This window comes from Bacteroides parvus (assembly GCF_017309675.2).
GTDB classification, from domain to species: domain Bacteria; phylum Bacteroidota; class Bacteroidia; order Bacteroidales; family Bacteroidaceae; genus Bacteroides; species Bacteroides uniformis.
Genome location: NZ_CP084680.1, coordinates 3,553,452 through 3,566,427, shown reverse-complemented (window position 1 = coordinate 3,566,427; position 12,976 = coordinate 3,553,452). Strand labels below are relative to the sequence as shown.

Below are 12,976 nucleotides of genomic sequence, written 5' to 3'. Positions count from 1 at the left end.
ATGTTTTAATCAATGATAATTGTAGCTTTCTGTAGGTAGAGAGAACTATTCTTTTTATATTTGCATGCATTTAAAATAATATTGACTGTACAAAATATGAAATATTCTATATTTTTCTCTCTTTTGTTCTTTATTGGTAGTGTGCAAAGCGGCTATGCCCAAGAAACCGATACAGACAAGCCTTCCTTCATCCCGCCTTTTGATTTTCCCATCACTTTCTCCGGTAACTTCGGCGAGATACGTGCCAACCATTTTCATGGCGGACTGGATTTCAAGACAGGTGGCACCATAGGCAAGCCGGTACGCGCTCTGGCAGACGGATATATTTCGCGTATCCGCGTCACCCACGGCTCAGGTTATGTGCTCGATGTAACTTATGACAACGGCTATTCGACGATAAACCGCCATTTGAGTGCTTTTGTGGGTGACATTGCCCGTCGGATAGAAGATTTACAATATGAAAAAGAAAGCTGGGAGGTGGAAATAACTCCCGACCCCGATGAATATCCCGTGAAGGCCGGTCAGATAATAGCTTTAAGCGGAAACACCGGTTACTCTTTCGGTCCGCACCTGCATCTGGATATGATAGAGACGGCTACGGACGAATATATAGACCCGTTGCCTTTCTTCATGAACAAGGTGAAAGACAAGACTGCCCCGCGTGCCGAAGGTATCATGCTGTTTCCACAGCCGGGAAAAGGAGTGGTGGAGGGCAAGCAGACGCGACGGGCTTTTCCGGCACATCCAACAAAACCCATTACCGCCTGGGGACTGATTGGTGCAGGTATCCGTGCCTACGACTATATGGACGGAGTGCAGAATAAATATGGCGTGAAGGCGGTGATTCTCGAAGTGGACGGCGAGGAAGTCTTCCGCAGTACGGTAGATCGCTTTGCCTATGAGGAGAACCGCTATATCAATTCGTGGACACACGGCCAGTACATGAAGTCTTTTATAGAGCCGGGCAACCACTTGCGCATGCTACAGGCATCCAACGGCAATCGCGGACTGGTGGACATCAACGAAGAACACCCTTACCGGTTTGTCTATACGCTGAGAGATGCGCTGGGAAATATCTCCAAGGTCCGCTTCACAGTGCAGGGACAGAAGACGATAATTGCTCCGGTGGAACATCGTGAGAAATACGCCCTCAAATGGGATAAGGTGAACTATCTGCAGGAGCCGGGGCTGGAGTTGGTTATCCCGAAAGGAATGCTCTACGATGACGTCTTGCTGAACTACTCCGTGCGGGCTGATAGTGGCGACATCGCTTTCACCTATCAATTGAACGATACCCGTATTCCTATGCACGGTGCCTGCGATTTGCGTATCGGCTTGCGCCGGCGTCCGGTAGAGGATATGACCAAATATTATGTGGCGGGCGTAACGGCGCGCGGTGGAAAATACCGCATCGGCGGTAAGTATGAGGATGGTGTCATGAAAGTGCGTATACGGGATTTGGGGACTTATACCGTAGCGGTGGATACGGTTCCGCCGGTGATAACTCCCGTAAACCAAGCCCAATGGGGACGTACGGGAAAAATCATCTTCAAGGCCAAGGACAAGGAAACCGGCATCAATACCTATCGGGGTACGATTGACGGGAAGTATGCCTTGTTTGGAAAGCCCAATTCCATCAGCGGTAACCTGGTGTGCGAGCTCGACCCGAAACATGTGGAGAAAGGCGGCAAGCACGTGGTGGAGATGACGGTGACGGATGGCTGTGGCAACCGTACCACCGAACAGTTTGATTTTGTATGGTAAAGACTGAAATATTTAGTAACATTATAATTTAGAAGTATGAAAAGTAAAAGACTGACTCTTTCCGTCTTGTTTGTTGTGGCAGCCGTGGCGAATGCGCTGGCCTGCACCAATCTTATCGTGGGCAAGAACGCTTCTGCGGATGGTTCTACCATTGTTTCCTATTCTGCCGATTCTTATGGTTTGTTCGGCGAGTTGTATCATTATTCTGCCGGTATGCACAAGAAAGGTACGCTGATTGACATACACGAGTGGGACACCGGCAAATACCTTGGGCAGATAGAGCAGGCGCGTCAGACGTACAATGTCATCGGCAATATGAACGAATTCCAGCTCACTATCGGTGAAACGACATTCGGCGGACGCCCCGAACTGGTAGACACTACCGGTATTATCGACTACGGTAGCTTGATTTATCTCGGACTGCAACGTTCACGCACTGCTCGCGAGGCTATCAAGGTGATGACGGAATTGGTGCAGGAATATGGCTATTACAGTAGTGGAGAATCCTTCACCATTGCCGACCCCAACGAGATATGGATTATGGAGATGATTGGCAAGGGACCCGGTGTGCGCGGTGCCGTATGGGTAGCTGTCCGCGTGCCCGATGATTGTATCTCCGCACATGCCAATCAGAGCCGCATTCATCAGTTCAATATGAATGACAAGGAAAACTGCATGTACTCTGCCGACGTCATCTCTTTTGCACGCGAGAAGGGCTATTTTGACGGTGTGAACAAGGATTTCAGCTTTGCCGATGCCTACGCTCCGCTCGATTTCGGTGCCCGTCGCTATTGCGAGGCACGCGTATGGAGCTATTTTAATATGTTTACCGACCGCGGCAACGAGTTCCTGCCTTATATATTGGGTGAGACGGACACTCCGATGCCTCTGTTTGTGAAGCCCAACCGCAAGGTTTCCGTGCAGGATGTGAAGAACGCCATGCGCGACCATTATGAAGGTACTCCTCTCGACATCAGCAAAGATTTCGGCGCAGGCCCGTATCATACCCCGTACCGCCTTTCTCCACTCTCTTTCAAGGTGGGTGACCAGGAATACTTCAATGAGCGTCCCATCTCCACCCAGCAGAGCGGTTTCGTATTCGTGGCACAGATGCGTTCCGAGTTGCCCGACCCTATCGGTGGAGTATTGTGGTTCGGCACGGATGATGCCAATATGACGGTATTTACACCTGTATACTGCTGTACGGACAAGGTTCCCGTATGCTACACCCGTGTGGACGGCGCCGATTACATCACTTTCTCCTGGAACTCCGCTTTCTGGATTTTCAACTGGGTGGCCAATATGGTTTATCCCCGTTATGACTTGATGATGGGCGACGTGCGTGCCACTCAGACAGAGTTGGAGACAACCTTCAACGAAGCGCAGGAAGGCGTTGAGGCTGCTGCTGCCAAACTGCTGGAAAAAGATCCTGCCAAAGCAAAGGCATTTCTTACCAACTATACGAACATGACCGCTCAAAGTACCTTCGATACTTGGAAACGTCTTGGCGAGTTTCTTGTCGTAAAGTATAATGACGGCGTTGTCAAACGTATGAAAAACGGTCAATTCGAACGTAATTCCATTGGCCAGCCGGCAGGCGTAATCCGCCCGGGATACCCGAAGGAGTTCCTTGAAGAGTATGTTAAGCAGACGGGAGACAGATATAAAATGCCTGAATAAAATTAGGATATTTGAACTTATTCTTCTACATTTGTGTCTTACAAAAAAGTTTATATTAACCCTTAAAATAATAACAGTCTTATGGAAAATCAGGAACTGATTAAGCAGGTGACTGAGAAAGCCGAAAAATGGCTTACCCCGGCATATGATGCCGAAACTCAGGCAGAAGTGAAACGCATGTTGGAAAATCCAGATAAAACCGAATTGATAGACAGTTTTTACAAAGACCTGGAGTTTGGAACGGGTGGTCTGCGTGGCATCATGGGTGCCGGTACAAACCGCATGAACATCTACACCGTAGGTGCCGCAACGCAGGGCTTGTCCAACTATCTGAACAAATGTTTTGCCGGAAAGAAGGATATTTCCGTTGTTGTGGGGCACGACTGCCGCAACAATAGCGACAAGTTCGCAAAGATTTCTGCCGACATCTTCTCTGCAAACGGCATCAAGGTATATCTTTTTGATGACCTTCGTCCTACGCCCGAAGTTTCATTTGCCATTCGCCACTTCGGTTGCCAGAGCGGTATCAACATTACAGCCAGCCACAACCCCAGAGAATACAACGGCTACAAGGCTTATTGGGATGACGGTGCGCAGGTGCTCGCTCCGCACGATACAGCCATCATAGACGAGGTGAATAAGGTGACGGTGACCGACATCAAGTTCAACGGCAACAAGGACTTGATTCAGATTATCGGCAAGGAAGTGGATAAGGTTTATCTGGACATGGTTCACTCCATCTCCATTGACCCCGAAGTCATCCGTCGCCAGAAAGACCTCAGCATTGTGTATACTCCGCTTCATGGCGCAGGCCGCGTGCTCATTCCGGACTCATTGAAGGAGTGGGGATTTGAGAATATCAACTGCGTGCCCGAACAGATGGTGAAGGACGGCAATTTCCCGACGGTGGTTTCTCCGAATCCCGAAAATGCCGAAGCCCTTTCCATGGCCATTGCGCTGGCCAAGAAGATTGACGCTGACATCGTGATGGCAAGTGACCCGGATGCCGACCGTGTCGGTATGGCCTGCAAGGACGATAAGGGCGAGTGGGTGCTTATTAATGGTAACCAGACTTGTCTCATTTTCTTGTACTACATCATCAAGAACCGTATTGCAATGGGCAAGATGCAGCCGAATGACTTCATCGTGAAGACCATCGTGACCACTGAACTCATCAAGGCTGTGGCAGATAAGAACAAGATTGAAATGCGCGATTGCTATACCGGCTTCAAGTGGATTGCCCGCGAAATCCGTCTGAGCGAAGGCAAGCAGCAGTATATCGGTGGTGGTGAAGAAAGCTATGGCTTCCTGGCCGAAGACTTTGTCCGTGATAAAGATGCGGTTTCTGCCTGCTCCTTGCTGGCCGAAATCTGTGCTTGGGCCAAAGACCAGGGCAAGACACTCTATGACGTATTGATGGAAATCTATGTAGAATACGGATTCTCAAAGGAAACCACCGTGAACGTGGTGAAACCCGGTAAGAGCGGTGCCGAAGAAATCAAGGCGATGATGGATAACTTCCGTGCCAATCCTCCGAAGGAAATCGGCGGTTCGGCTGTCAGCTTGATTAAGGATTACAAGACATTGGAGGCTACCGATGTCCGGGGTAATGTAAGCAAGCTGGATATGCCCGAGACTTCCAATGTACTTCAATATTTCACTGTAGACGGCACGAAGATTTCTGTCCGTCCTTCCGGTACGGAACCGAAGATTAAGTTCTATATCGAGGTGAAGGGCGAGATGGGTTGTCCGAAATGCTATGCCGGCGCTGATGCCGAAGCTGAAAAGAAAGTGGAGGCAGTGCGCAAGTCACTCGGCATTTGATAGGAAAGAGGAAAAAATGTGTATATAGTGTTTGGAGAGGCGTAACCCGTGAGGGCTGCGCCTTTTCTTTTTGCTTCTGTGTTGAAAGAAAACTTAAATAAAGACTTAAACCCGATGGTTGATGAACAAAACGTTTGCAGGGAAGTTTAGTATATGCAGATTGCGGTTACACACCGATTGGTTGATGTGAATGAGAGTCGTTTCATTCGTAGTTGTTCGTTTGTGAGTGTGTGTTTTCCGCAATTTGCTTTTTTAAATTTCTTCCCCCCTCTTTTTAATTCTTTAATTTTTAATTGTTCTCCATCCACCAGTCTATCAGCCTTCTTGCGATACTCAGCTTTCGTGGTATTTCGGGCAGGTTGTCTTTGGAATAGAAGGCGGCAGCGGTCAGCTCATCTTCCTGCAGTTTTATCTCTCCGCTTTCGTAGTCGGCAATGAAACCCACCATCAATCCGCTGGGGTAGGGCCAGGGCTGGTTGCTGAAGTAGGTGATGTTCTTTACCTTCAGCCCCGTTTCCTCAAAAACTTCCCGTTCCACACATTCTTCCAGTGTTTCGCCGGCTTCGAGGAAACCTGCCACCAGTCCGTAGAAGGTCCCGCGGAAATTGCGTGCATGCACCAGCAGGATTTCGTTTCCTTTGCGTATTAGTACGATGATGGCGGTGGAAACGGGAGGGTACATCTCATTGCCGCAGTTGGGACACTTCTTCATGATGGGGGTCTGGTGCTCCATGGCGGTGCCACACACGGGGCAGAAGCGGCTGTGCTCGTCCCAATAGAGTATCTGGAAGGCCTTTCCTGCGGAACGGTATTCGTCCGGGGTGATGTAGTCGTACGATGCGCGCAGGCCTATCATTACCCATTCGTCGCTCTCGGTCACAGGCTGTTTCAGGGCAAATGCACGTACTTGCTTGCCGTTGGGGGGGAACACTTCGTGTATATTACTTCCGGCTTCCGGTGTCAGAGGAGGCTCTATACTGACGGGTACGCTGTATTTTATTTCTCCTTTGTCTGTATATCCTTTTTTCAGTAGCAGTTGGTCTTTGAAGAAGACGAACCACTGAGTGCAGGGTTGGGGTTCTGTTGATTTTTCCATTGTTTGTTGTTTTATTATTTTTTGGGGGATGAACACGAAAATACAAAGGCACAGAGATTCTTTTCAAAGAGATAAAGCATTAATTTCTATGTCTTTGTGTCTCTGTGTTCGCCCCCCCCCCTAAATTTCGTTTGCTGTGTCTTTTTCTTGTCGTACATAGACCGTTGACCTTCCCATTCCGCGGCGGCGCAGGAACCCTTGCCGGATGAAGTTGTTCAGTTCGTCTATGGCGGCATGTCTGGTCAGTCCGCTCAATTGGATGTATTCGTTCTTGTTGATACATACATTCTGCTTGAGGAACAGTTCCAGTTCGGCTTTTCTTGTTTCTTCGGTGGTCTCTACTACTTTTTTCGATTTCTTGGTAGTGGAGTGTACACGTTCCAACGTCATTTTCTTCTTGATGTTGTTGCGGAACGTGCTGCTGATGCGCAGGTGTACGTTTTGGAATTGGACGGATTCGGAGCGGATTTTCTTTTTCTCGTCGTCGGTTTCGCGCAAGCATTTCAGTGAAGTGCTGAAGAATCCGAGTTCTCCCAGCTCCACGATGTTTCCGTTGGCAAGGAGGTCGCACAACTCGTCAATGCAGGCATCCAATGCTGCCCCTATCACATTCTTGGGCAGATGTTGGAAAGTTGCGATATGTTCCACAAACTCCTTTTGGGTATAAGTCCTTTTCGGGCAGATACGTGCGTGGAGTGATTTCTTGTCTTCTTTCCCGTCGGGCGAAGGCGTTTCGTAAAGGTCGTAATACGCGCTCATAAGATATTTATTTTTGTTTATAGCGATAAACAGTTCTCGTCGCTTCGGGGAATTATTTTTGTCGCTAAGCGGATTAATTTTCTTCTTCCTAAAAACTAATCGTCCGATAACTGTTGCATTATCGTCCAACAGTTGTTTAATTATCGTCCGACAGCTGTCGGACGAAACGGAAATGGGTATGTGACGATTATTTCTTAGTGAACAAAGGTATAAAATATAGTGATACGAAGAGTAGTGTTTGGGGAGGAAAGTTTTAGTTTTCGGCAAAAGGGGGATATTGGAAATGATAATTAGTTTTTGGAAATAAAAAATCCCCCGTTAAGGACGAGGGAACCTAATGTTTTCACAACGGAATAATCCTTATTGTGACTTGCTTCATTTTAGTATGACAAATGTATAAAATAAATATGGAAATACAATGCTTATATTGAAAAAAAAAATACCTTTGAAGAAAATATTCAAAATATAATACTATGAGAACGATACTTGGATTGGATTTGGGAACCAATAGTATAGGATGGGCTGTAATAAACTCTGTAATTAAAGAACAGACCGAGAAAATTTGGATAGAAATGGCTGGCAGTAGAATAATTCCGATGGATGCTGCTATCTTGGGAGACTTTGACAAAGGGAATTCTATATCACAGACAGCTGAAAGAACCCGTTTTAGAGGGGTGCGTCGATTGAGAGAGCGACAATTACTACGCCGTGAACGGTTGCATAAAGTTTTGAAGATTCTTGGCTTCCTGCCGGAACACTATTTAAAAGGAATAGATTTTGAAAAGCATACGGGTAAATTCTTGTCAGGCAGCGAACCGAAATTGCCATGGGTAAAGGATAGATGGGGAAAATACTCTTTTTTATTTCAGACAGCGTTTAATGAAATGTTGGCGGATTTTGCAAAGCACCAACCTTCATTGGTTTTTGATGGTAAAAAAATCCCTTATGACTGGACAGTTTATTATCTCCGTAAGAAAGCTTTGACAGAAATGATAAGTAAAGAAGAACTGGCATGGATTCTTTTGAACTTTAATCAGAAACGTGGTTATTATCAGCTTAGAGGAGAAGAGGAGGAAGACAATGCAGGAAAATCTGTTGAATTTTATGCATTGAAAGTCTTGTCGGTGGAAGCGACTGATGAAAAGAAAGGCCGGGATATATGGTATAATGTACATCTGGAGAATGGATGGGTATATCGTAGAAGCAGTAATGTCCCATTGGACTGGGAAGGATGGGTAAAAGAGTTTATTGTCACTACTGACTTAAATCCGGACGGTACTCCAAAGCTTGATAAGTATGGTGAGGTGAAGCGTTCTTTCAGAGCGCCTAAAGAGGATGATTGGATGTTAATAAAGAAAAGGACCGAAGCGGACATTGCCGGTACTCATAAAACGATTGGGAGTTATATATATGATGCTTTGTTGCAGGAGCCACAACAAAAGATAATAGGAAAATTGGTGAAAACAGTAGAACGAAAGTTTTACAAGGAGGAACTGAACTTGATTTTGCAGAAGCAATGTGCTTTTCATGCAGAATTGCAGGATAGAGATTTATACATGAGGTGTATTGAAGCGTTGTATCCGGGTAATGAAGTGCAACGGAGAAATATAGCTAACCGGGACTTTATCTATTTGTTAATAGATGATGTCTTGTTTTATCAAAGGCCGTTGAAAACCAAAAAGTCATTGATAGCTAATTGCCCTTATGAGGAAAATGAATATGTAAACCGCAAAACAGGTGAAATCAAAACAGCTCCGTTAAAGTGTATAGCCAAGTCACATCCTCTTTTTCAGGAATTCCGTTTATGGCATTTCCTTTCCAATATTCGGGTATATCAAAAGGAAAGGGAAGTAAATGGAACTTTATATTTGGATGTGGATGTGACAACGGAGTTTTTGAAAACAGAAGATGATTATGTGGCTCTATTTGATTGGCTGAACTCTCGAAAGGAAATAGATCAGAAAGCTTTTCTGAGATATCCTGCGTTTGGACTGAAAAAGGAAATAAATAATTATCGTTGGAATTATGTCGAGGATAAGTTCTACCCATGTAATGAGACGAGACATGCGATTCTTTCCCGTTTGGAAAAGGCCGGTATTGGTATTGACTTTTTATCTGATGAAAAAGAAACAGCCTTGTGGCATATCTTATATTCTGTAAGTGACAAGCAGGAAATAGAGAAAGCATTGGCGACTTTTGCGGTTAAGAACGGATTGAATGAATCCTTTGTGGAAGTGTTCAAGAAGTTTCCTCCTTTCAAGTCTGAATATGGCGCTTATTCTGCCAAGGCGATAAAGAAGTTGTTGCCTTTGATGAGGTGCGGAAAGTATTGGGATATGTCGTTGATTGATGGTACAACCAAGGAAAGAATAGAAAGGATAATAGCAGGTGAGTGTGATGAGAGTATAGGTGCCAAGGTTAGAGAAAAGGCGATGAACTTGTCGGATATATCTTGTTTTAAGAGGCTTCCGTTGTGGTTGGCTTGTTATGTAGTGTATAATCGTCATTCCGAAGATAAAGAAATAACCAAATGGGAAACCCCTGCTGATATTGATGCTTATCTGGCTGCTTTTAAGCAACATTCACTACGAAATCCTATCGTAGAACAAGTGATAACCGAGACATTGAGAGTTGTCAGGGATATTTGGAAACAGGTTGGGAAAATTGATGAAATCCATATTGAGTTAGGGCGCGAGATGAAAAATCCTGCGGACAAGCGAAAAAGAATGACTACTCAGATTCTGGAGAATGAAAATGCCAATTTACGTATAAAGGCATTGCTTGCTGAATTTGTGAATCCGGAATATGGGGTAGAGAATGTCCGTCCCTATTCACCAAGTCAACAAGAAATATTGCGGATTTATGAGGATGCAGTTTTAAAGGGGGAAGAACAGATTCCGGAAGATATAGATGTGATATTGAAAAAATTCAATACCAGTAAATTACCGACGAAATCAGAATTCTTGCGTTATAAATTATGGCTGGAACAGAAATATCGTTCACCTTATACCGGTGAGCTGATACCTTTGGCTAAATTATTTACTGCTGCGTATGAGATAGAACATGTTATACCTCAATCCCGCTATTTTGATGATTCATTCTCTAACAAAGTGATATGTGAATCTGCTGTGAACAAGTTGAAAGATAATCAACTGGGATATGAGTTTATCAAGAATCATCATGGACAGAAAGTGGAAGTGGGTTTTGGAAAGACAGTAGAAATCTTTTCTGTGGATAGTTACGAACGTTTTGTAAAAGAACAATATGCAAAATCGGGCATAAAAATGAAGAAATTGTTGATGGATGATATTCCCGAGCAATTTATTGAACGCCAATTAAACGATAGCCGGTATATCAGTAAGGTTGTCAAAGGACTTTTGTCGAATATCGTTCGTGAAAAGAATGATAGCGGTGAATATGAACCGGAGGCTGTTTCAAAAAACATATTAGTTTGTACAGGAAACGTGACGGACAGGCTGAAAAAGGATTGGGGCATGAATGACGTCTGGAATAGTATTGTAAGTCCTCGTTTTGAACGTTTAAATGCTTTGACCGAAACCCAGTGTTTTGGACATTGGGAGAATAAAGACGGAAAAAAAGTTTTTCAAACAGCAGTGCCCCTTGAATATCAGAAAGGATTCAGTAAGAAGCGTATAGACCATCGGCATCATGCTATGGATGCAATAGTAATAGCTTGTGCTACACGGAATCATGTAAACTATCTGAATAATGAGTCTGCAAGCCGGAATGCGAAAATTTCCCGTTATGATTTGCAGAGACTGTTGTGTGATAAGAGTAGGGGGGATGGTAATGGTAATTATAGATGGATTATAAAGAAACCATGGACTACTTTTACGCAAGATGCAAGGGAAGCGTTGAGTGGGATAATAGTTAGCTTGAAACAGAATTTGCGTATAATAAATAAAACAACCAATATCTATCAACATTTTGATGCAAATGGGACTCGTGTTTATGAGAAACAGAAAATCGGTGATAGTTGGGCTATCCGTAAACCGATGCACAAAGATACGGTTTTTGGAGCGGTAAATTTAAGAAAGGTAAAGGTGGTACGCCTATCTGTCGCTTTGGATACTCCTTCTATGATTGTTGACAAAAGAGTAAAAAATAAGGTTCTTGAATTGTTATCATATAAGTATGATAAGAAGAAAATTGAAAAATATTTCAAAGAGAATGCTTTCTTGTGGAAAGAGCTGGATATAGCCAAAGTCGCTGTTTATTATTTTACGGAAAATACTACTGAACCTTTAGTTGCAGTACGTAAATCATTGGACTCAACTTTCAATGAGAAGAAGATAGCATCGGTGACGGATACTGGCATACAGAAAATACTCCTGAATCATCTGAAATCAAAAGAAGGAAAGGCGGAGTTGGCTTTTTCTGCAGAAGGTATAGAAGAAATGAACCGTAATCTTTTACAACTGAATGATGGTAAAGGACATCAGCCTATATATAAGGTGAGGGTGTATGAACCGCGTGGAAATAAATTTAAAGTCGGTGTACTTGGCAATAAAGGTGCCAAATGGGTGGAAGCTGCTAAAGGTACTAACTTGTTCTTTGCTATTTACATAACAGAAGATGGAAACAGAACGTATGAGACTATTCCTTTAAATTGGGTTATAGAGCGTGAGAAACAAGGGCTTGTTCCTGTACCGGACAGAAATGAAAAGGGAGATAAATTATTGTTTTGGCTGTCTCCTAATGATTTGGTATATCTGCCAACCGAAGAAGAGCGGGATTTTGGTAGGATAAATGAACCGATAGATAGGGGGAGGATTTATAAGATGGTTTCATCTTCTGGTAATCAATGCTTTTTTATACCTCAAAGTATATCAAATGCTATTATTTCCACTAAAGAATTAGGTTCTAATAATAAAGCAGAAAAATCATGGGATGGTGAAATGATAAAGAATATTTGTATTCCAGTAAAAGTTGATAGGTTAGGCCGTATTATAGAAGTTAAGTATAGAGTAAATGAATAATATAAAGTTGTTTCAAGAGAAAAAGATCCGTTCCGTATGGAACGAGGAAGAACAGCAATGGTATTTCTCTGTTGTAGATGTAGTTGGTGTATTGACTGATAGTGTGAATCCTACGGATTATCTGAAGAAGATGCGAAAACGGGATGAAGAACTGGCTACTTACCTGGGGACAACTTGTCCCCAGGTAGAAATGGTGACAGATACAGGAAAAAAACGAAAAACGTTGGCGGCAAATGTGCAGGCTTTATTCCGCATCATTCAATCTATTCCTTCTCCTAAAGCTGAACCTTTCAAGCTTTGGTTAGCACAAGTAGGTTATGAGCGTGTACAGGAAATAGAAAATCCGGAATTGGCTCAAGAGCGCATGAAAGAACTATATGAGCAAAAAGGTTATCCAAAAGATTGGATTGACAAACGTTTGAGAGGAATCGCCATTCGTCAGAATTTGACGGATGAATGGAAAGAAAGGGGAATCACGGAAAAAAGTGATTATGCCATTCTTACGGCAGAAATATCTAGAGCAACGTTTGGATTGACTCCTTCGGATTATAAAATATATAAGGGGCTGACGAAGAAAAATCAGAATCTTCGTGACCACATGTCTGATTTGGAGTTGATATTTACAATGCTTGGAGAACGTGTCACAACGGAAATTTCTCAGAAAGAAAAACCAGATACATTTACTAAAAGTAAGCAAGTAGCACAACGTGGAGGAAATGTAGCCGGAGTAGCACGTGAACAAGCTGAAAAAGAGTTGGGTAGAAGTGTTGTTTCTCCTGAAAATTTTCTGTTGGATTCTGATAAACAGAATGATACTTTAGAGCTTCCTTTTCTTGAAAATGATGAATGAATA

Annotated in this window: 7 protein-coding genes; 5 read left to right on the top strand and 2 right to left on the bottom strand. The window is 43.8% G+C overall.

Going from position 1 to position 12,976, the window contains the following annotated elements; all coding sequences use genetic code 11:
* The first annotated feature begins 96 nt into the window (after positions 1-96).
* From JXR92_RS14505 to JXR92_RS14495, 3 genes are all read left to right on the top strand, one after another.
* Positions 97-1,764 carry a M23 family metallopeptidase gene (locus JXR92_RS14505; protein WP_226791191.1) on the top strand — a complete coding sequence of 556 codons (1,668 nt, stop codon included), beginning with the start codon at positions 97-99 and terminating at the stop codon, positions 1,762-1,764.
* A 36-nt stretch (positions 1,765-1,800) separates the two neighbouring features.
* Positions 1,801-3,444 (top strand): C69 family dipeptidase, encoded by a 1,644-nt coding sequence (locus tag JXR92_RS14500; protein ID WP_117965790.1) that lies wholly within the window; start codon positions 1,801-1,803, stop codon positions 3,442-3,444.
* An 81-nt stretch (positions 3,445-3,525) separates the two neighbouring features.
* The gene (locus tag JXR92_RS14495) at positions 3,526-5,268 is read left to right on the top strand and encodes a phospho-sugar mutase (RefSeq protein WP_138346014.1); all 1,743 of its coding nucleotides are present in this window, start codon (positions 3,526-3,528) and stop codon (positions 5,266-5,268) included.
* A gap of 289 nt (positions 5,269-5,557) precedes the next feature.
* Here the strand turns inward: JXR92_RS14495 and nudC are convergent, their stop codons facing one another.
* Entirely contained in the window at positions 5,558-6,364 is an 807-nt protein-coding gene (gene nudC, locus JXR92_RS14490; RefSeq protein WP_131225297.1) for an NAD(+) diphosphatase, read from the bottom strand.
* 120 nt (positions 6,365-6,484) lie between these two features.
* A complete protein-coding gene (locus JXR92_RS14485) occupies positions 6,485-7,123 on the bottom strand; it encodes an HU family DNA-binding protein (protein ID WP_005832241.1) in 639 nt (212 codons plus the stop codon).
* 473 nt (positions 7,124-7,596) lie between these two features.
* Here JXR92_RS14485 and cas9 point away from each other — a divergent pair, with 473 nt between their 5' ends.
* Together cas9 and JXR92_RS14475 are read left to right on the top strand one after the other, a co-directional pair.
* Positions 7,597-12,123: a type II CRISPR RNA-guided endonuclease Cas9 gene (gene cas9, locus JXR92_RS14480; RefSeq protein WP_138346012.1), complete on the top strand. Its 4,527-nt coding sequence runs from the start codon at positions 7,597-7,599 to the stop codon at positions 12,121-12,123.
* Positions 12,116-12,973 (top strand): BRO family protein, encoded by an 858-nt coding sequence (locus tag JXR92_RS14475; RefSeq protein WP_005832239.1) that lies wholly within the window; start codon positions 12,116-12,118, stop codon positions 12,971-12,973. Before cas9 ends, JXR92_RS14475 begins: the two co-directional genes overlap by 8 nt.
* Positions 12,974-12,976 lie beyond the last annotated feature (3 nt).